We start from the raw sequence: 22015 nt of genomic DNA, 5'->3' as shown, positions 1-22015 counted from the left end.
TGATTAGAATGATTATTGTTTTTTTGATGAACTATGAATGATAGTTTTATTATCAAGTGATGATTAAATGTAAAGAGTCATCATCAGTTAAATCAATTCAATCAGCTAAATCAAAGTTCAAGACTAATCACTCAATCACTAACTCACGCATTCACTCAATAAAGGAAATAACGGTATCCGCGGGCCGCTAATTTCTTAGTTATTCACCCATTGCCTACGACACTGGGTGTTGGAATCTGTTTTGTTGAAATCGTTCCACCTTAAAAACCGCCGGAATGGCCTATTAATTCTATGAAACCAACCATACTCAGGTATGAACTGCTTCTGACAGTTATGAAAAAATCATTACTACCTTTGATTCTCACACTCTTAGGCATACAACTCACCTATGCTTTTGATTCGCCCGCACAGGAACTCCTCGAAAAACGGATTTCTATTCGGGTAGAAGATGTTTCACTAAAAAATATTCTGAATAAAATTGAAGCATTGGCCGAAGCCAAATTTATCTATAGTCCGAAAGTGATTCAGGCTGAGCGCAAGACTTCTGTGAATATCCAGAATCAGGCTGTAAAAGAAGTTCTGGAGGCAGTTCTGAAACCTATGCGCATTAATTATAGGGTTATTGGCAATCAGATTATTCTGAGCCAGCAAAATACTACCTCAGCCGAAAAGGAAGAAAAATCCGGTAGTGCGTCAAATGCCGCTATCCCTGACCGTACGATTACAGGTACGGTAACAGGAGAAACAGGCGAAGGGCTGCCGGGTGTGAGTGTTGTTTTAAAAGGTACTACACAGGGGGTCATGACTAATGCCAATGGCGACTATCGGCTCACTGTTTCTGATAATGCTTCTGTGCTGGTTTTTTCTTATGTGGGCTACCAGACGCAGGAAGTAAACATTAATAATCAGACTGCGATTAATATTCAGCTTGTTCCCAATCCTAAATCCCTCGACGAAGTAGTAGTGGTAGGCTACGGTACACAAATTAAACGTGAATTAACAAGTGCAATCTCCAAGGTTTCGGCCAAGGAATTGAACGAGTTACCTGTAGCAGAAGTCGGCCAAGCGCTACAAGGACGTGTACCGGGGCTTACCGTTACTAATGTGAGTTCACCGGGAACAGCGCCGAATATCCGCATCAGAGGGGTTAGCTCAGTAAGCTTTTCTACTGATCCCTTGTATGTAGTAGACGGCTTCCCGACTACGAACTTATCGAGTTTTGATAATCACGATGTAGAATCGGTAGAGATTTTAAAAGATGCCAGCGCAGCAGCAATCTATGGTTCAAGAGCTACCAATGGAGTGATTCTGATAACCACTAAAAAAGGTCAGAAAGGCAAGAAATTATCTATTAATCTGGATACTTATGCAGGCGTAGAGTCTGCTTGGCGTTTGCTTGACCCTATGAATACAGACCAACGCACGGCCTTTATGAATAGCATGTATTCAGGTGCAAATAATGAGAATGCAGGCGCTCGTCCATCTCGCTATACCCCTACCGAAATGGCTAAGTTTCCTTATCCGGGAGCTACACAAACCTATGCACAAACCAATACCGACTGGCAAGACCTTTATTTTAGAAGTGGATTGATGAATAGCAATAATATTTCTATCTCAGGTGGTGGGGAACGTTCTACTTTCTATACTTCGGGTGGCTATATGCGTCAGGAGGGTATTGTGAAAGGCGTAGGTTTCGACCGCTATAATTTCAGAGTCAATTCTACTTATGATTTAAGTTCTCGCATTACATTTGGTCAAAACCTATTAGTAGCCTATTCATCGCAATTATTCAATAATTCTGATGGACAAACTGGCGACCAGGGCACTCCATTATCCTTATTACAATTTGCGCTGCCACATTTACCAGTCAAAGACCCAAACACAGGCGCATGGATAAAAGCCGGAGGCGATGCCATTGACGGACACCCGTTCCCGAATCTGATTGCAGATATTGAAAACATCGTTTTCAGAAGAAATACCACGAAGATCTTAGGAAGCGCTTATTTAGATATTAAACTATCAGACTGGCTGAAATTCAGAAGCACCTTCGGAGTTGATTATGCCAATGCTTTAGAAGATGGTATTGATAATAGCTATCTGGTAAATGATGGACAGAATACGTTTAAGACAAACGATGGTTTGTCAACCATTTCAAATAACCGCAATGCCTATTCTTCTTTTTTATTTTCACAGCAACTAACAGCCGATAAAGTGATAGGCAATCATCACCTGAATGCCACGCTGGTTTTTGAAACACAGAATGGCAAAATCAGAACAGAAATGATGTCGGGCAAACAATCAAATCCTGCCATTAAAACCCTGAATGGAGCTACGAATCTAAGTGCATTAAATGCGATAGAGGAAAACCTGTTGCTCTCTTATGTGGCACGCGTAGGTTACGGTTTCAAAGGTAAATATATCATCAATGCGAGTATTCGTCGCGATGGTTCATCGGTATGGGCTCCCGGGAATAAGTTTGCCAATTTTCCCGCCGCCTCCATCGGCTGGAATCTGGGACAGGAGTCATTTATGCAGCATGTTTCTTTTTTGTCTGACTTAAAGATTCGTGCTAGTTATGGTTTAACAGGCTTAAACCCTACTGCATTGAGTAATTACCCATGGCAATCATTGGTATATAATTCATCTTATCCATTCAATAACGAAAACGTAGTAAATGCTTCGTTTTATAACAAACTGGCTAATCAGAACCTGAAATGGGAAAAGACCAATCAATTGAATATCGGTCTGGATGCTTCTTTATTCAACAATACTGTTTCGTTTACAGCTGAGTATTTCGACCGCATCACAGACAACCTGATTCTGAAAGCACCCACACCACCATCATTCGGTTATGTACAGTTTACGGATGTGAATATCGGTAAAATGCAGAATAAAGGATGGGAGGCACAATTGGGCTACCGTTCACCGGGCAAAAGAGATTTTAACTGGGGTATCAGCGCCAATATCAGTCATGTAAATAATAAGGTGTTGCGTTTAGACTCACCAAGTGGGGTGATTTATGGCGGTGATGGTAATTACTTCTCAAGCTGGGGTGTGCCCGTTACACGTACTGTGGCCGGAGAACCTATTCAGTCATTCTACGGTTGGGATTTTGACAAAATCTATCAGACCCAAAGCGAAATAGATGCCGATAATGCTGCCGCCAGAGCAAAAACAGGTTCAGCAGGCGCATTCTATCAAAGTGCTGCTACTGCTCCCGGAGATGTGCGTTTTCGTGATTTGAATGGTGATGGCATTGTAGACGATAAAGACCGGAAGGTAATCGGTTCATTCCTGCCTGATTTTACTTATGGACTGAACCTGACAGCTAATTATAAATACTTCGATGTATCCATCCTTTTCCAGGGCGTGCAAGGCAATGATATTTATAGTGGTATCGGAGTCTATGCAGGCGCATTCCGCTGGCCTTTGGGTGGCAGCTTAAAAGCCCACGAAGACGCCTGGACAGCAGAGAACCCAAGTACTACAAATCCTCGTATCAAATGGAGTGACCCTAACGATAATTCAAGGGTTTCCAGACGTTGGATACAGGATGGCTCTTACCTGCGCCTGAAAAACATCAATATCGGTTATGAAATACCTGTCGATGTATTGAATAAGAAAACAAACGGAGCAATCAGCAAATTCAGAGTCTATGTGGCCTCACAAAACCTGCTGACTTTGACAAAATATAATCTGGGCTATGACCCCGAAATCGGGATGAAACTGGGTAGTAACCGTGGTGCCGGAAACCTCACCAACGGTATTGATTACGGACAATATCCGGCTGCACGTTCATTCATTTTAGGTTTACAATTAGGTTTCTAAATCGCATTAAATCGTTCAATCCTATGAAAAAAAATAGTCTTATATTCGGTTTGATTCTGGCTGTAAGCCTGCTTAGCAGTTGCGAAAACCAACTGGATAAGGTCAATCCAAATGCGGTTACTTCTGAAAGTTATTTCAAAACTGCTGCAGAGCTTGAAAAAGGTGTAAATGCTGCCTATACTACCCTGAATGGGAGTTACCTGGTAGGAGATTGCTATATCTGGTTACATGATTTACGTTCGGATGATTTTGTAGGTACCACCCTCGCCGACGACCGTGGCGAGATACTACGTGGTACATTAGGTGTAAATAACTCTTATGTAGAGCGTGTCTGGAAAGGTTTTTATATCGTTATCCACCGCGCCAATGTGGTTATCAATAATACTATTAACACCGATGGAGACGACCCGAATGGACAACTAAGAAATAGAGTAGTAGCTGAGGCCAAATTTTTACGCGCCTTCGCTTATTTCGAACTGGCAAGTCTTTGGGGGGGTGTACCATTGATTACCAAACCTATCTCAGATTTCAGCGGATTTGTACCTCGTTCTACCCAGCAGGTGGTGTATGAAGCCGCTATCAAAGATTTGCAGGAAGCCGCAGAAGCACTTCCGGCTACTTATGAGGCCTCCAATAATGGCCGTGCCACCAAAGGTGCTGCTAATGCCTTATTAGGCAGAATATATATGCAGATGGGCAATTACAGTAGTGCTAAAACTTATCTTGAAAAAGTAAGAACCTCTGGTTTATATAGTTTGATGGAAAATAACAACGATAACTTTAAAGAAGAAACGGAATTTAATAAAGAATCTATCTTTGAATGTGTGTTCTCTCCCTATCCATCAGCAGCAGAAGACGAAGGGGATGATTATGCACAGGGCTTATACCGTGAGTCGACTAATGGTACACGCCAATATGATATGAATACAGGCAATGGCATTGTACTACCTGCCTCAACACTCAAAAGTGCATTTGAAACAGGGGATATTCGTAAAAAAGTAGCCATGTATGAAATAGGTGATACATGGGCAGGCGGAACAATGAATCAGGAATCCTGGAAGAAATATACCTTGAGTTATAAGAACTCAAATCCGGGCAATGTGGCGAGTGCCATTAACCGCCGTATGATTCGGTATGCAGAAGTATTGCTAATGCTGGCAGAATGTGAAAACGATGCGGATAATACAGAAAATGCCCTTGCCCGCCTGAATGAAGTGCGTAGCCGTGAAGATTTAAAGACGGCCAAATTCTCTTTATTGCCTACCGCACAGTTTCCCTGCAAAACAAAAGATGAGGTATTGCAAGCCATTATGCACGAAAGAAAAGTAGAACTGGCGGGCGAACAGGTGCGTAACCGTGATATTATGCGTTGGCGTGCTGCAGGAAAACTGGCACTCTTGGGTGGTGAACCTATCTCGTATTTCCAAGCAAATAAACATGGTTTGTTACCTATACCACAATCAGAAATCGACCGGAATATCAAGTTGGGCGATGGGGGCGTACCAGCACAAAACCCTGGTTATTAGTATTTAATGGTTGATTTGTTTATTTTCGAAACAGATTACTCAGACCTATATATTCGAAAAATAAACAGACCTCTATGAAACAGTATCTATTCATCCTTATACTTATAATTTACCCTTACTCGGCAAAGGCAGATATGGTCAGGGAGATAACCTCTCCCGACCAGTCTGTCCGCCTATTGGTTGATGTATCAAACCGACTGACCTATAGCGTTTATTATAAAAGCCAGCCATTGGTTTCTCCCTCAAAAATTGACATGATTCTATCTGATGGCAGGAAGTTGTCAGAGGGATTGGCCAATCCGGACTTTTCTCAGCGTAGTATTAAAAGCGTCATTATTTCCCCTGTTCCTGAAAAAAGAAAGCGGATTCCGGATGAATACAATGAACTGACGGTTACCTTATCTAATTCATTTGGCGTGATTTTCAGGGTATATAATGATGGTGTAGCTTATAGAATCATAACGAGTTTTAAAGACCCTATTCAGGTACGGGATGAGGTAGCAGAGTTTCATTTCCCTACTAATCATCCGGTATATTTCCCGAAAGTGGTACCTCCTGACAATATGGATAGATACCATACAAGCTTTGAAGAACTCTACACAGTTCAGGTAATGGATAGTATCTCTACAAATGATTTGTTCTTTACTCCTGTGTTAGTTGCGCCGGAGAAAGCGCCTAAAATAGCCATCACCGAATCAGATTTAGAAGATTATCCCGGTATGTTTTTAGTGGGTACTATGAGCAATGCCTTGAGAGGCAACTTTGCCCCTTATCCGGCAGAAGAAACGGAATCAAAAGAACTCTATTCTTTGAAATATGTTACCAAACGAGCCGATTTTATTGCCAGGACCAAAGGTAGCAGAGTATTCCCGTGGCGGGTATTAATGATTGCGCCGCAAGACAAAGATTTGCCTGCCAATGACCTCGTGTATAGGTTAGCGTCACCATCAAGGGTGGCTGACGTATCATGGGTAAAACCGGGTAAAGCAACTGATGAATGGATTATTACTTCCAATATCTTCAATGTACCATTCAAAAGCGGTATTAATACGGAAACGTATCTCTATTATATTGATTTTGCCAAACGCTTTGGTTTTGAGCGTATCATGATGGATGCCGGGTGGAGTGATAATAATGATCTATTCAAAATCACGCCTGGCATCGACATGCAGAAGATTATGAGTTATGCCAAAAGCAAAGGAATAGGCGTTAGCATGTGGACATTGGGATTAACTCTGGAAAAACAACTGGAACAAGCCTTAGACCAGTTTAATAAATGGGGAGTTGATTTTATCATGACCGATTTTTTCAATAGAGATGACCAGAAGACTGTGCAGCTTTTCTACAAAATAGCAGAAGCCTGTGCACGTCATAAACTCATGCTGATGTTTCATGGCGCATTTAAACCTGCAGGGTTTAATCGTACTTTTCCGCATGCCATAGCGCGTGAAGCAGTATTGGGTTCTGAATACAATATCTGGAGTAATAAAGTAACACCTGAACATAATTTAAGACTACCATTTATCAGAATGCTGGCCGGCCCGCTCGATTATGAACCGGGTATGCTGAATAATGCGACTATTCAGGGTTTTAAGTCACATGCAGAAAATGTGATGTCGATGACTACTCGAGCCCAGCAACTGGCTATGTTTGTGATTTATGAAAGCCCGATTCAGTTTTTTGCAGGGAATCCTTCACAAGGTTATCTGGAGCCGAAGTTTATGGAGTTTTTAGGCAGTATCCCAACGGTTTGGGATGATACAAAGGTATTAGATGCCAAAGTAAGTGATTATATCGTAACAGCCCGCAAAAAGAATAAAACCTGGTATGTGGCAGCTATGACTGATGCGAATGCCCGTGATCTGACTGTATCGCTTGATTTTTTAGAAGCAGGCACTTATACAGCAACAATCTGCAAAGATGGGATGAATGCTGATAAATACCCTGCCGACTATAATCTATCTACTGCTACATTGACCAAAAAGGATTCACTTAAAATTCATTTGGCACCTGGTGGGGGGTATGTGATTAAGTTGGTGAAGAAGTGAAGATTTTAATAATTTATAAAATGCTATATTTGAGCCTTAAAATAAAAAAATATGGCTGTATGGTTAGTAGTGTGGGGTCGTAATCCTCATGATTTACGTGATAAAAAAGTAGTAGAAGAATTAAAAGAAAGGATTAAAAAAGTTGAATTGAATTTTGATTTTCTAGCCTATTTTTCTTTAGTAAATCCTATACATAATCAAGGTTTTGATGAAAATACCGAATTCGTTCAAGGCATCAATGAATATTACAAAAGAAAACAAAGTAAATTCTTAAATAAAGAAAGTCAGATAAAAAAATATAATCCTGATAATTGGGAAATTGACGAAAACGAAGGCCATAGGATAAGTTTTAAATATTATTTTGATGACTTAAATACAATTAATGATAAAAGCATTGCTGACTCATTTAAGCTTTTTCTTCGTAGTAATATATGCTGTTTTATTGGCGATTTTGACACTTTTTCGAAATGGTTTGAACTATGCGCCAACTCACATGAAAAACTAAGAGAGGGATGGCAAGAGCTAATCAGAACCCTTTTCCGACTTTTTGATGTAAAGCAAGCGATTTACTTTTCAGAATGGGGATTTGGCGATGAAGATTGTGAAAGTTTTGATGAACTATTACAGTGGATTGAGGAACGTCCTGAAAAAATAATTCATAAATTAGAAGATTTATATAAGGGAGATGAGTTTTATATTGAGAACCTATCATAAAAACTTTTCATTTTATAATTGCTCGCTCAACTTAATAGTTAGAGAAACAATAATTTCATCCACACTTACGTATAATGGGTAAGACACTATTTATAAGCTTATTAATGAAAAAGACCTTACTCGCTTTATTAGTATTTTATTCATCCTTCACATTTGCCCAGACAACCCAATTTAATCATCCTTACGAAAACGTTAGCATTGCCAAAGGAGCAGATTTATTGCTGAAATTAAAGTTTGAAAAAGGCGCTATGTATCAGTTTTTGGTCTTGCAACAGGGCATTGATGTAATGCTTACCTTAAGTGATGAAACAAATAAAGTCATCTTGGAAAAAGACTCCCCAAATGGCAGATATGGCTTCGAAATAGCAGAATACTTATCTAAGGAGACCAAAGAATATACGCTTACTATTAAAAAGCTTGAAGAAGATAGCAATGTCGATAAAGGCATTATCAGCTACTATATCAAAAAATATTCAAAGGCTGAACAGGCACTCAAAGAAAAAACCAGGCAGGGATTAGCCATTGAAAATAATAAAAACGTATTGACGGCTGATATTGACCATTTCTGGGAGGCGGTAGATAATCTGAAAAACTGCAAAACCAGATGGGATAGTGTCTTATCATTCCAGAATCTCTATCTCGACAGAGCTACAAATGGCTTGATTGATTTCATCAGAGTACGCAATTTTTCAGCCGATGAATTTGTGCGCACCATTGCCAGATACCCTAAATACTATCAATCTGTTCGACCTTATACTTATGAGTCTAAGAAAGCGGAGCCTTTGATTGAAGAAGTATTTGCTAAATTGAAATCTATCTACGGCAACTTCAAGCCTTTTAAAGTTTGTTTTGCGATAGGGGTACACCGGACAGGTGGAACTGTATCAGACAGATATGTACTTTTGGGCACGGAAATGATTACTACTGGTAAAAACGTTGATTATTCAGAATTAGGAGGAAACTGGGCGCCTAAAGACTCAACAAAAGAGCCTGATATTCCACTTAGGATTAAAGGCATGATAGCCCACGAATGTGTGCATACCCAACAAAAAGATAAGCTGAATGAAAAAGCAGTGGTTTGCAATCAGTTATACAATTGTTTAAGAGAAGGAATAGCTAATTTTATAGGAGAATTGATAACCGGCGAAACCAATTATTCGGTAGTAAATGAGTATGGCGATAAACACGAAAATGAACTTTGGACAGAGTTTAAATCGACCTTATGCGCTCCGAATGTATTGAAATGGCTCTACAACGGAGCTACTGTCAAAGACAGACCTGCAGACCTAGGCTACTATATGGGATATAGAATTGCAAAGGCCTACTACAATAACTCCTCTGATAAAGCACAAGCTATCAAAGACATTATTGATATGGACGACCCACTGAACTTCCTGCAGAAAAGTGGCTACGACCAGCAAAAGAAGAATTAACGATCAGGCGAATTATTATTGGTTGATAATTCACCGATTACTGCTTTACTGCCACTATATTTGACGTCCAATTCTATATTTCAATAGCAAGAATTTAATATGAGATAAATATTGAAATACTTGATTTTATATGTATTTTTTTGTATATTTAGGTATAATATTTCTCTTTAAAAATTTCCTTTTTACTAGCTAAGCAGGTATTCTATAGATTGCTGAATAGATACCTGCACCAACTATTTATCACTCTCAAAAACTTTTATGGATAATCATCAACCGCTTAAACATGTAGCCATGTCTTTTTCGGGTGGGGGCTTTCGTGCCGCTGCCTTTAGTTTAGGTTGTCTTAGTTATTTAAATAAATGTGGATTGTTATCAGAGGTGTCGTTTATGGCATCAGCTTCGGGCGGTACTTTAGCAAGCTTGACGTATGCGCACTGGCTTTATCAGGACAAGCCATTTGAGGATTATTATAAGCATATGAAGGGCTTCCTGAATGGTGAGAACGCCCTTAAAGCTGCCTTTGATATATTAGAAGATGATATTGCCTGGGAAGATACGCCAGAAAAAGGTCGTAATCTGATTAATGCTTTTGCTAAAGTGTATCACAAAGACTTATTTGAAGGGGGTACATGGAATAATTTTTTCGAGCCATCTTTTATAAAGCATATAAAGCAGGTTTGCGCCAATTCGACAGAGTTTAAAAATGGCTTGCCCTTTCGTTTTCAGAATGTAGACAACCATCAAAGAACCGGAATCATAGGTAATTATGCCTTATACTTAAAAGAAAAAAAATCCTTTAATACTTTAAGGAAGATACGCTTGGGCGATATTACGGCTGCTTCATCCTGTTTTCCACTCGGTTTTGAGCCTATCATGTATCCGGAAGATTTTACGTATGTAGGCACAGGAAAAACTTCTCTCACTAAAGACGAACTAAAGGAAATAGTGAAATCGCAGGAAGCATATAAACAAATTGCAGATGGCATAACTCTCAATGAAAAAAGTGGAATACGTTTACAGGAAAAAAGAGGAATAGGTCTGGAAACTGAACTTACTGAAGAATTAGAAAAAAATGAGAGACATATTCTAAACGAAAACGGGAAACCAACTGCGTTTGGACTAATGGATGGCGGAATAACAGATAATCAGGCTATACAAAGTTCTATACTAGCAGATAATCGTAAGAATGGCAAATTCGGTACATTAATTATATGTGATGTTTCCAGTCCTTTTATGGATGCGTACTCATTACCAAAGGTAGAAAAAACGCTTTTAAAAGGATTCTCCCTAAGGTTCTGGGGCATTCTTTATATTCTGATAATTATAGGTTTATCAGTTGGGTTCTATTATACCAACAATATGGCCATGTTGGCAACGGCTATAATTATGGGCTTTATACCATTAGCACTGGGTATTATTGTATATCGGCAACTATCTGAGGGAACCGCTAAAAATAATACCTGGACCAAGATGATCAGGAAATATATAGGCTATTTTTTTACTATCCCTTTTGCTTCATTTTCTCAAATGATCCGGGCAAGGATCAAATCTACGGGTATCATGGTGGCTGATGTGTTTTTAAAACGGATACGTAGTATGTGGTATGATAAACTCTATGAAAGCAAAGACTGGGAAAACAGAAGGGTAGCGGTAATGATTTATGAATTAAGCAAAGCACATAGAAAAGTTGCTGAGGCCAGAATCAACAGAGTGAAAGGCTTAAAAGATGTAGTGACTGAACTGGACTTGAGCCCTGATTCAAAAATTGAGGATGTGGCACAAATAGCCTCAACGGTTGGCACTACACTCTGGTTTGATGAAAATGATATGCAAAGGGAAGCATTGCAGTGCCTGATAGCTACAGGACAGTTTACTATGTGCTATAATCTGATCATGTATATCTGTGAGCTGGAAATTTTAAAAAGAGAACTGGTTACTCAAGACATCAAAGAATTGAGAGATAGGCTTTTGGTTGATTGGAAACTATTTCAAAAAGAGCCTAAGTTTATGGTTTAAAATTAAGTTTAATAAAGTGGCTTGGGAATTAATCACCAAGCCACTGCATCATTTTTTGCCTTTAAATGCATTATATTCCTCTACTATTTTCTTGATGTTCTTGGCCTGATAACCCTCACTGCCTATTTTTTTCATTAGCTCCGGGGCATCAGCAAAAAACTCCAGAGCTGTATCCATAAAATCTTCTTCCTGTGCTTTACGCGTGCCCATATTTACTTCTTTTCCGGGAGCATTACTCCATTTCAGATAATAATGTTTGGCCAGTATAGTTTCATTTACAAAGGTTTGTCGGTTATTAACATTCTGGGTTGTTCGGGTATGCTCAGTTGCTTCATAAGAAATCAGGCTTAAGTCTCCTTTTACTACATAAGCGCCTAAAATTGTTTCCTTTTTCTCATGCTTTTTACTGGTTTCAATCTCAAACTGGGCATATTCTTTCGTACCATCTGGTAGATTCTTAGTAATAGTCTGTACGTCTTTATTCTGAATCGTTGATTTTTTGCTTGTTACAGCATCTTTAAAACTGAAATTATCATTGGCAATAGGAGAGGTGCTACCTTTCAATACAGTACCGTTTTTCAGGGTTATGTCAGTAGAATAGTATTTCACTTTTTTGTTGATTGACTGACAGGCAGATATGCCAATCAGGAGCAGGAAAAACAAAAAGTATCGTTTCGGAAATCGGGTAAGAGAACAGGTCATTTAATGTGTATATTTTTCTTTGGTTATGAGAATGATTAGTCATAAAAAGGGTTAATCATTGCCAAGATAGTAAATTTTGAACGATTAATACTCAAATTCACAGGCTGAACTTATTTCTTAATTCAATAAGTGGACTTTGAAACATGAGAATCCATATTTATTTCCTATAAATATTTCCGCTTTTATTTAGTTTTTTGACTGATTATCTGTAAATTTAATAGTTATATCAAAACTATAGAGCGCAGTACGATTAATGAAAGCGGATGTATATCTGGCTAAAAGTCGTGTTGCGCTCTTTTAGTATGTAGCACTTACAGCGCTTAGCCCATCTTAAACTTAAAACCCCCTTTCTCATCATGAAACAGCTATCTTCAGATGCACCTCAAAGCATTCAATCGGTTGATATCCTACGAGGATTAGTAATGGTACTTATGGCAATTGATCACGTACGTGTAGTAGAGCGAGCCAAAAACTGGTTTACTAATGCCCTGGCTGTTTTTGGGCGGGTACCTATGTTTTATTATTTAATGCATATCCTGCTTATTCATATTTCTGCATTAATAGTTAATTATCTTCGTGAGGGAGCCTCTCATCAGGAGTGGTACGCAACCGCTCCTTTTGCAGGTGTACCTGAAGCCAATCGATGGCCTTTATCACTACTTTACCTGGTTTTTCTGATTGATGTAGCTATTCTTTATGTAAAGTGTCGGTGGTATGACAATTATAAAAAATCACATCCTGAGAAAGGGTGGTTGAAGTATTTGTAGTATTATTGGGAAAGAAAATTCAATTATGAAAAAACTAAAACCATGAATAGTCCATTAACCAGAAGACCATCAGCTAGAGATTATGTAACATTCTATAATTTTGCAGCTGGGTTGCTACAGGAAATTATAGGAAAGCCTAATCTTTTTTCCTTTATTATTAAACCTTCTTTCTCTGATATAGAATTATTATCAGTTTCGATAAACGAGCAAAATGAAATTTGTTGGGAGTACGGGTTGTGGGACAATAATAAAGATTCTAGGATTTATTTTTCTGAGGATTCTGCTGTTGATAAGTACCGCTACCAGATTCTTAGACCTAATCCATCTCTTTTTTTCGCCAAAGGAATTTTGCCTAAAGAGGCTTATAGCTATACGCTTAGTTTGTTGAGCAATAAAGACTATCCTCCATTTGATGAAAAGATTTCGGTAATTTCAATTGATGGTACAATTAACATACTTGATTTACCAAATATTCATGAATATGGATGGAACGGAGATTTGCCGAACGTCTATAGTAAATTTACTGATACTCTAAAGGAGATTGAGCATAATATGCAAATCGGTCGGCAATCAGCTATTCAGAAGATTATATAGAAATTTGATAATAGCAAGCATCATAAATTCAAAACAGACTATTGGCTGAATGTGTCTGATTCTCTATCTTTGAGCATATCCAAAAATGCAAGGGATTCATGACAACAAATCAACAGATTGATAAGATAATTTCCACTTTATATAACAAACAGGTAAAGCAAAACTTAGATTGGACACAGTTGCCCAATTATGATCTGCTGTGCACAGAGCTATTTGTCGATATACCTGATTTATCAGAAAGACAATATCAGAATCTGCTGTACATGCTCGTAAGCAAACGCCTGATAAATACGCATGCAGAGACGAAAGAAGAGACTTACTATAAGCCCATAAGCCTAAGACCAGAGGTCATAGAATGGTACGGGCAGTTTCATTCTTACCTTGATTATCTGGATTACCTCGAAGAAAAAAGACAACCTAAAGCCTTTAAAGAAGACCTGGATGAGGATATTGATTCAGAAGTTACAGAACGTAAATCAATCTGGGCTACGATACCCGTCTGGGCAAAGCTGCTCTTGCTAATAGGAGTGATAGCTATTATTGCTATAGTTATAATGGGATCAGATAAAGAATAAATAGCTAAAACCAATGCCCGTGTTATTCTGTGGATTCCTGCTTGAACTATTCTACAATTACTTTTTGATTAAGTATCAATCTTTTTTCTTAAATAAATCTTGCAATACTCACGCCTAATAACATATCTTTGTAACTAAATATCTTAGTTGCTAAAATAATTTAAAATAAAAAAAAACATTGAGTAAAGAACAGACACAAAGCATCAGCGAACTCGGAAGGCTCTTTTCTGATACCACTATTCTGATGCATGAAGCTATAGCCCGAAAGGCTGGCTTGACAGGCACAGACCATAAGTATTTAGGTATATTAATAGAGAAAGGGGCTATAACTGCAGGAGAATTTGCCCAATTTACTGGCCTAACTACCGGAGCAGTCACTGGTCTGGTAGACAGACTTGAAAAGAAAAAACTGGCTAAACGACAGTTTGATAAAGATGATAGAAGAAAAATAATGATTGTACCTGAAACGAAAAATGCGATGCAGTTATTGGGGGGAACATTTGCCATGCTGCAAAGCAGAATTGTAGAAATGATGTCAGATTTTTCGGATGAAGAAAAAACGATTATTGAAAAATATCTCTGCACAACTATAGCAACAATGAATGGTATAACAGGAGAATTAAATCAAAAATAATAAAATGGAACAGATAGCAAAGGATTATATTTCAAGAGGGGCAAGCTGGCTTTTTATTACTACACTCATCTATTTTCTGATGAATGGGGCTCAGATTTTTGAAACTGCCGTAATTGTACCTAAATGGACAGCCGCACCGACGGACTCATTTCAATTATTTAAGGGTAAGTATGGATTGGATTTTAAAGTTTTCTGGATAATAATGCACTCAATCCATGAAGTCACTTTTATTATAGCCATTATATTTTGCTGGAAACTTGACCCTATCAGAAACTGGTTGTTGATTCTATTTATAATTCATTTCGCAGTAAGGGTGTGGACACTCGCATATTTTGCACCAAATATTATAGAGTTTCAGAAGATAGCAAACGTAGGTAGCAACGCAGAAGATTTATTAAGCAGAGCCAGTTTATGGCGTACATTGAACTATGTACGGGTAGGAATCTTTATCGCTGTTTCTTTAGGGTTGATTCCGCTCTGTATCAAAATCACGCATTTAAAATTCCAATAATCCTACTTAAAGGTACTCAAAAGAGATTGCTAAACGAATGCAGAAGCACTAAAAGAGATATGAAGAAACTTACTATGAAAGCAGCTAATATAAGGCCATCCGTTTTGAAAGGATTATGATCCTGCAGCATAAAACGAGTAGGTTTATTTTCTAAATAAATTATTTCAACCTTAGCACCTTTCCCGATATATTGGTTGGCTTTCAACCCATACAGAGTTCTTTGATGGACTTCTTGTCTGTGATTTGTGCTGAATCGGACAATAGGAAAAAAAGACTTTATACCTTTATTGTTGGAACATTCTTCATAAGCAGTAATTTCTCCTTGGGTTTTCAAGCCATTCTTTTGCAATTGCTTATAAATCCAATATGCCCGTCCAATGAAGGGAAGAAGAACAAGTATGAGAACTGCAAAAGAAGAAGTAAGGATTTCTATAATCATTTTACAACATATTAAGCAAAGTAAATATAAGTTATTTTGTAGAAAAGTTAATATCTCAGCATAATTAATCACTAATTCGCTCAATCACTCAATTCCCTAGAACACCTCTCCGAAATTAAAATAAATGTTCCGTGATCCATCGCCACCTATGCCATAGTCAATAGCGAGATTGGCTCTGGAAAACTTATTGACCCTTATACGAAGCCCTGCACCCACAGCAGGAATCACTTTTTCGAATTTCTTAGTAGTGATTTCGCTTACTGTTTGCAGGTTTGAAAACAGAACCCCACCTAAGAACTGGTTTCTGGTGATAGCAAATCTGTATTCAGTCTCAAAGTACATCAGGTTTTTACCTCTGAATCTTCCTTGAATGAAACCTCGGCCTGTATTCACATTGGTATCCCATCCGGTGCTTGGCATATCTAAATAGGGAACAGTGCCGCGAGTAAAGAAATTATAAGACCACAAAGCCAGTATATGATTAGTATTACCACTAAGGTTGAAATACTTACGGGCATCAATCAACAATGATGGATAATTGGTATTACTACCCAGACTTTTCAGGCTTTGTTTAAATACCATATTAGTATAAAGCCCTTGCGTAGCACTCAATGAATTAGTACGGCTATCATACAGCAATGCCAACGTTGGCCCTGATGAAACGGATTTACCAGAAACCCCTAGTGTATAATCTGAAATACGGTCAATTTCATCGCCATTCATGAAGCTTTGTGTTTTCCAATGATAATCGTATTGATAACCGATACCTACATATAAATTTTTGCTCACACTACGCATCAGTGTCTGATAGAGTTTCAGGTACCTGAAATTCATATCAATGGCATTATCCAGAGAAGTGTACATACCCAGGCCATAGGTAGGCTGTGGGTAGTCCATAAAACGCCAGTCGGTTGAAAAGTAGTATTTATTATTTTTGGAGAAATAACTGGTAGTATATTGCAAAATTGACTGTTTGTTTTGCGTATAGGTAGCCACCAGATTGAGCACTGAAACATTGGCATTGGTGTTTCGTATAGCTGCATTGGCAATCAACTGCAAGAAAAAATTGCTTTGAGGCGCATAGCCAGGTGTAGGCAGAATGGTTACCACTCTACCACCCTCTTTCAATGAGGTAGAATCAGACTTTCTGGGTTTCTTGAAATGCAATATTTTTCTCAACAAATCTATTGCATCTCTTTGCTGCGAATAGGGTATTTGAGCTGGGAGAATCGTTGGGGCAAAAAAAAGGATAAAAATAATGCTTACTCGTATGCTCATAGGATCAATCAAAGTCGGGGATTTAAGTATATGCAGTATGAGCTATCAGGCAAATATGACTATTCATCGATAGCTTTTAATCTATAACGAAATAAAACAAAAAAGGTGGCATTCAACCACCTTTCTTTAACAGATTTTTATCTAAAAGATACACAGGTACAGATTTGAGCGATGAGCCACCATAATAAAACGAAATATCCTGCAAACCCTAAATGCACATAGCAATCGTTTATTATAGCAACTCACCACCTACTTCCTGACAAATTATTCTTAACAAATCATATCTACTTCTTTTCTATTATACTCTATTGCAATTTTTCCAGGTTTTCACTTTGAAAAGTTTCCTTTAACATTTTTCAGTTTTATATTTCCTGGTTTTTCGGTTTATTACCCCTGCACCTGGCTCCATGCCCTCTGCACTAATTCACCCCATTTTTCACATAAGCCGACAATACCTTATTTACTTCATGAATAGGCATATTATCAGATAAATTGCCTTTGTTGATAGCTTCTACAAACGGAATCTGGTCAGAAAACACTTCTTTAATATTCGCAATGTTTAAAGGATAAATAGCGGATTGACCGTTTCGGCTAAAATAATATTTGCTCACGAACTCATTTTTTATACTTTCATCTCCGGTTACGTCTCCCAGGGTATAAAAGATAATAGATAAGCCTTTAGGTGCGTAGGCAACAGCGTAATCTTCATTATTGTAGGTACGATAATCCTTATTGTTTTTGCGGAAACCCCAGATTTCAGATTTATCAAATTTAGTTTTTTCAGCATTCTCTATCAGAATTACTCTGTTATCGAACTCGCGGATATGGTTTTCTTTTGACTTTTTATCAAAACCCATTTCTGGGATACCATTCTGAAACTCATCAGCATTTAAGAAAATACCGTTTTGCGGAATATCTGTTGCAAACGATGCTAGAGTTGTGGTGTTGGCTACCAGAGTAGCAGCGGCTGTTTGTGCATTGGCGAAAAATGGCAAGGCTAGGATGCTTACCATAATGATGTTCTTTTTCATTGTCTTGTTTGAGTTATAAAATAATATAATGATTTAATTAGAATAGAGTAGAAGTATGTCTCATCATAAAATCTTATATTATGCGATTGGTTTTAAATTCTCTTCACTGCCGTTTTGATGGGACAAAGCAAAGGTGATGGTTTAAAAGCCATTTAAAATTTATATTAAAGGTGAGTTAAAAAAACAATTCACAGAAAATTGTAGGGAGTTGAAAGCAATAGATTCTGAAATGACCGATTTCTCTTTTAGAAAATTATCTGGTACATTATTATTAGTCCTGTTTTCATTCATTACTTAAACCTTTTGCAAAACTGATGACACGCAAAACAATACTCAAAAGAATAGGCTGGGGATTATTAATCGTTTTCATAGTACTTAATATAGTAGCCTGCTTTCATGCCTATAAGTTTACGCATTTTGGTGATAATAACCTTATCCGGACAAGAGACCCTAAAGAGCTTACGCTTATTGGAAGGCTGAAGTCTTTAGCTTTCGGCATCAATAATCCCAGACCTACTAATGGGCGATTCCCGACAAAACCTTATCAGACTATCCGGCTAAAAAGCAATAAAACGATTGAATGCTGGCTTGTAAAAACTGCGAATGCCAAAGGAACCGTAGTTTTATTCCATGGGTTTGCAGGTGAGAAATCATCGCTTTTGGAGAAGTCAGTCATTTTTGAGGAATTGGGATATAATACTATGTTAGTTGATTTTATGGGCTCAGGTGGCTCAGAGGGAAACCAGACCACCATAGGTTTCTTTGAAGCCGAAGAGGTAAAAACCTGTTTTGATTACCTGAAATCTCTTGGCGAAAATAAAATTTACTTGTGGGGAACCTCGATGGGAGCTGTAGCTATCATGAAAGCCATTAATGATTATAATATCCATCCATCAGGTATCATGATAGAGTGCCCGTTTGGCTCTATGTATGAAACTGTTTGTGCCAGATTCAGACTGATGCATGCACCTACTTTTCCGATGGCTGGTTTACTCGTTTTTTGGGGTGGGCTACAAAATAGTTTCTGGGCATTCGGACATAATCCGATTAATTACGCTGAAAAAATTACTTGTCCGGCTTTATTAATGTATGGCGAACTAGATGATAAGGTAAGCAGGGAAGAAATCGACGAAATATTTGCCAACATATCAGGACAAAAGCAACTTAAAGTGTATCCATTGGCAGGGCATGAAAACTATCTGAATAAGTACGAGCATCAATGGAAAGCAGATATCACGGATTTTTTAGCAAGGTTCTAAACTTTATTTCATTAATAGAGTTCCAATAGTATTTCAAATACCAGAACTTTGAATAAGAACATTAATCAGCATGAATAAAGGTAATCTTTCATACATACTCATTTGCCTTTTTGGGTTGAACATGGCTATGGCTCAACAACCCGTAGCACAAAAAATTAGTGTACCTCCTATACCTGCTTCCTTAGAATTTGCGGGAGAGAAAGTACCGTTGAACAACCCGATTATCTATGAACAACTAGAGCAGGAATTAATAAAAAACGTATATAAACATTCATCGACCCTGATGATTCTGAACCGTGTGGCTAGGTATAAGGAGAAAGTGATGGGTATTTTGACCAAGAATAAGATTCCTGATGATTTCTTTTACTTATCTGTTATTGAAAGTGAATTATGGCCTTATGCCAATTCTGGCAAAGCAGCCGGTTTCTGGCAGTTCAGAGATTCAACGGCCAAAGAATATAAATTGGAAGTAAGTAAGTTTGTCGACCAACGTCGTGACCTTGAGTTATCAACTCAGGCAGCCTGTAATTTTCTGAATAATCTGAATAAAACCTTTAAAAACTGGACACTTACGGCTGCTGCGTATAACTCTGGCCGTACGACTATAATGAATACCATGAAAGCGCAAGGTGTGCAATCTTACTACGATTTGCATCTGACTTTAGAAACCAACGATTATGTATTCAGGATATTAGCCTTGAAATTGATTTGTGAAAATCCGGCTAATTATGGTTTTATTGTGAGCAAAACCGAGCCTTTAGAACCAACAGAAGTAGTGGAGGTAAAAGAAGATATGAACCTAATAGAATTGGCCAGGAAACATAATACCAATTATAAAACACTTAAGTATTATAATCCCTGGCTGGTGTATAATCCCGGTTCGTTGAAATCAGATAAATATTACGAGGAAAATAAATTGATGAATGTAATGTTTGAGGTGAAAGAAGGGAGAACTTATAAATTTCTGGTTCCTAAAAGGTAATTGGCTAAGGCCACGTGAGACTAGTAGAGTCACCTCAAATAAGGAGAGCAATTGTCAATTATTGTGCGCCCAAAGGTACTACGCTTAACCCATGCTTTACTATGAGTATTTCTGGCTTTATACAGGTATTTTCAAAGCTCAAATAAAGAACTAAACTTGTAAATTTTCGGGATTGAGTATAAGTAATAAATATTTGAGAGTTCTAAGAGAACGTAAAGCGTTATTTATCCTCGAAAAAATAGAAAAATTTTTAAAAAAAATTAAAAATAGGATTTTTTGTTAAATGAATATCTTAAAAAAATTCTATTGTCTTATACAAAATTGAGTAGTAAAATTTGTACTTTTTCACGAAATGCCATTTTTTCGTATAATCCTGATAAAACAATGTTTTTTTAGAAATGACATACGAATCATAATGTTTCTTATAAAGAAAATTTTATTTTCTTATTTTTGGCATGAAAAATGCTTAAAATAATACAAAAAACGTCAATTTTGAGAGTAGAAATTTTTTTTTTGCAAGAATGTGACAAATTCTTTGGAAAATACAAAAAAATAAAATAAAATTTGTAATCAGTCTATCCTATAGACTGATTACAGCAAAAGTTGTTTTAGAAAGTCGTAAGATTTTATCTTACGATTTTTCTTTTTTGTAACTTCTGTGATTTTTCTTCTATCTGACACATAAAAAACCAAAGCCTTTTTTTCAGCAAGGCTTTGGCATGTTTGTTTTCTGGCGATTTAGATTGTTAAACTAAAAAACGCAGTTCACTTTTATGATTAGCAAAAGTTATTTGAGAAAATCGTTAAGGTAAACTCAAATCATTTCATAGACAAAATTTAGGATTATGTTTGATAAAAGCAATAGTTCGTCGCAATTTTTACCTAATATTTACCTAGTTTATAATTAATCTATTTAACTAGTCTGTATATACGTAATTTGTTTAAAGTATTATACTGAAAATTAAATAGTGAACATAACTTCATAAGAAATAAACGATGGTAATCAAACAAAAATGACACTAGTAGCATAAGATATAAGCTTTGCTAGATCTTACGCTACCTGACCAGACTGAAGTCTGACAAATGAAATAATAGTTTGATTGTGATAATTAAAACATAAAATTATTATCCAATCTTTATTTAGACTAAATTGTAGTCTAAGACTATTTTAACTCTGTTATGACTGAAATTACCAAAGAAACCGCACAAGAATCATCTCAAAATCTACATCAGGAAGCCATAATAAATTTAATGCTCGTTTCACAGAGAGTCAGGGCAAAATTGGAGTCTCTTTGTGAAAGCGAAAATATCACCTTATCTCAATTTAATATCCTCAGAATTTTAAGAGGTGTTTATCCTGGTGCTCATCCACGTTCTGAAATCCGTAAGCGAATGATTGATAAATCGGATGTAACTCGCCTGATTGATAGATTGGAGACCAGAAGTTTAGTAAAGCGAATCAGTGCTGAGAAAGACATGCGTCATTCACTGACTATAATTACTATAGAGGGCATTGAGTTGTTAGAAAGGTTAAATTTGAAATTCCCTCCTGCCCATCAGGATATACTCAAAAATTTCACAGATAATGAGCTGATTAAACTGGTACAACTACTTCAGAAAATTGTCTGAAAGTGTTATACTTGATAGGTAATAATGGCATTATATAGTTAAAAAAATT

The 22015-nt window shown here is 37.4% G+C and carries 18 protein-coding genes; 14 read left to right on the top strand and 4 right to left on the bottom strand.

Translation table 11 applies throughout. The annotated features are described in order from the left end of the window. Nucleotides 1–291: 291 nt before the first annotated feature. From D0T08_RS18570 to D0T08_RS18545, 6 genes are all read left to right on the top strand, one after another. A complete protein-coding gene (locus D0T08_RS18570) occupies nucleotides 292–3828 on the top strand; it encodes a TonB-dependent receptor (RefSeq protein ID WP_116984179.1) in 3537 nt (1178 codons plus the stop codon). Between the two features lie 23 nt (nucleotides 3829–3851). Then, the gene (locus D0T08_RS18565; RefSeq protein WP_116984178.1) at nucleotides 3852–5354 is read left to right on the top strand and encodes a RagB/SusD family nutrient uptake outer membrane protein; all 1503 of its coding nucleotides are present in this window, start codon (nucleotides 3852–3854) and stop codon (nucleotides 5352–5354) included. 74 nt (nucleotides 5355–5428) lie between these two features. Continuing rightward, entirely contained in the window at nucleotides 5429–7402 is a 1974-nt protein-coding gene (locus tag D0T08_RS18560; protein ID WP_116984177.1) for a glycoside hydrolase family 97 protein, read from the top strand. A gap of 51 nt (nucleotides 7403–7453) precedes the next feature. Beyond that, nucleotides 7454–8116 (top strand): hypothetical protein, encoded by a 663-nt coding sequence (locus D0T08_RS18555; protein ID WP_116984176.1) that lies wholly within the window; start codon nucleotides 7454–7456, stop codon nucleotides 8114–8116. Between the two features lie 104 nt (nucleotides 8117–8220). Continuing rightward, complete coding sequence (locus D0T08_RS18550) at nucleotides 8221–9549, top strand: DUF2268 domain-containing putative Zn-dependent protease (protein ID WP_158561304.1); 1329 nt, start codon at nucleotides 8221–8223, stop codon at nucleotides 9547–9549. A gap of 258 nt (nucleotides 9550–9807) precedes the next feature. Continuing rightward, entirely contained in the window at nucleotides 9808–11565 is a 1758-nt protein-coding gene (locus D0T08_RS18545; protein ID WP_116984174.1) for a patatin-like phospholipase family protein, read from the top strand. Between the two features lie 48 nt (nucleotides 11566–11613). On the opposite strand, the gene D0T08_RS18540 is transcribed toward D0T08_RS18545, so the two are convergent. Further along, entirely contained in the window at nucleotides 11614–12267 is a 654-nt protein-coding gene (locus D0T08_RS18540) for a hypothetical protein (protein WP_147322812.1), read from the bottom strand. A 356-nt stretch (nucleotides 12268–12623) separates the two neighbouring features. Between D0T08_RS18540 and D0T08_RS18535 the strand changes: the two genes are divergently transcribed. From D0T08_RS18535 to D0T08_RS18515, 5 genes are all read left to right on the top strand, one after another. Beyond that, nucleotides 12624–13034, top strand: coding sequence for a hypothetical protein (locus D0T08_RS18535; RefSeq protein ID WP_116984172.1), 411 nt, complete (start codon nucleotides 12624–12626; stop codon nucleotides 13032–13034). A gap of 42 nt (nucleotides 13035–13076) precedes the next feature. Further along, nucleotides 13077–13628 (top strand): hypothetical protein, encoded by a 552-nt coding sequence (locus D0T08_RS18530; protein WP_116984171.1) that lies wholly within the window; start codon nucleotides 13077–13079, stop codon nucleotides 13626–13628. Nucleotides 13629–13726: 98 nt separating this feature from the next. Then, a complete protein-coding gene (locus D0T08_RS18525; RefSeq protein ID WP_116984170.1) occupies nucleotides 13727–14203 on the top strand; it encodes a hypothetical protein in 477 nt (158 codons plus the stop codon). 178 nt (nucleotides 14204–14381) lie between these two features. Then, nucleotides 14382–14837, top strand: coding sequence for a MarR family winged helix-turn-helix transcriptional regulator (locus D0T08_RS18520; protein WP_229238994.1), 456 nt, complete (start codon nucleotides 14382–14384; stop codon nucleotides 14835–14837). Between the two features lie 4 nt (nucleotides 14838–14841). Further along, nucleotides 14842–15348, top strand: coding sequence for a transposase (locus D0T08_RS18515; RefSeq protein WP_116984168.1), 507 nt, complete (start codon nucleotides 14842–14844; stop codon nucleotides 15346–15348). Nucleotides 15349–15364: 16 nt separating this feature from the next. Here D0T08_RS18515 and D0T08_RS18510 read toward each other — a convergent pair whose 3' ends face one another. The 3 genes from D0T08_RS18510 to D0T08_RS18500 form a co-directional block, all read right to left on the bottom strand. Further along, nucleotides 15365–15787 (bottom strand): DUF3592 domain-containing protein, encoded by a 423-nt coding sequence (locus D0T08_RS18510; RefSeq protein ID WP_116984167.1) that lies wholly within the window; start codon nucleotides 15785–15787, stop codon nucleotides 15365–15367. Between the two features lie 96 nt (nucleotides 15788–15883). Further along, the gene (locus D0T08_RS18505; RefSeq protein ID WP_116984166.1) at nucleotides 15884–17065 is read right to left on the bottom strand and encodes a BamA/TamA family outer membrane protein; all 1182 of its coding nucleotides are present in this window, start codon (nucleotides 17063–17065) and stop codon (nucleotides 15884–15886) included. Between the two features lie 419 nt (nucleotides 17066–17484). Further along, the gene (locus tag D0T08_RS18500) at nucleotides 17485–18096 is read right to left on the bottom strand and encodes a hypothetical protein (protein WP_116984165.1); all 612 of its coding nucleotides are present in this window, start codon (nucleotides 18094–18096) and stop codon (nucleotides 17485–17487) included. Nucleotides 18097–18410: 314 nt separating this feature from the next. Here D0T08_RS18500 and D0T08_RS18495 point away from each other — a divergent pair, with 314 nt between their 5' ends. The 3 genes from D0T08_RS18495 (at nucleotide 18411) to D0T08_RS18485 (ending at nucleotide 21966) form a co-directional block, all read left to right on the top strand. Next, the gene (locus D0T08_RS18495) at nucleotides 18411–19355 is read left to right on the top strand and encodes an alpha/beta hydrolase (RefSeq protein ID WP_116984164.1); all 945 of its coding nucleotides are present in this window, start codon (nucleotides 18411–18413) and stop codon (nucleotides 19353–19355) included. 70 nt (nucleotides 19356–19425) lie between these two features. Beyond that, entirely contained in the window at nucleotides 19426–20337 is a 912-nt protein-coding gene (locus tag D0T08_RS18490; RefSeq protein ID WP_116984163.1) for a lytic transglycosylase domain-containing protein, read from the top strand. A 1179-nt stretch (nucleotides 20338–21516) separates the two neighbouring features. After that, on the top strand, nucleotides 21517–21966 hold the full coding sequence (locus D0T08_RS18485) for a MarR family winged helix-turn-helix transcriptional regulator (RefSeq protein ID WP_116984162.1): 450 nt from the start codon (nucleotides 21517–21519) through the stop codon (nucleotides 21964–21966). Nucleotides 21967–22015: the final 49 nt, after the last annotated feature.

Source organism: Emticicia sp. C21 (assembly GCF_003418935.1).
Taxonomy (GTDB): domain Bacteria; phylum Bacteroidota; class Bacteroidia; order Cytophagales; family Spirosomataceae; genus Emticicia.
The sequence above is the reverse complement of the archived record's forward strand: the minus strand, read 5'-3'. Positions and strand labels throughout refer to the sequence as shown.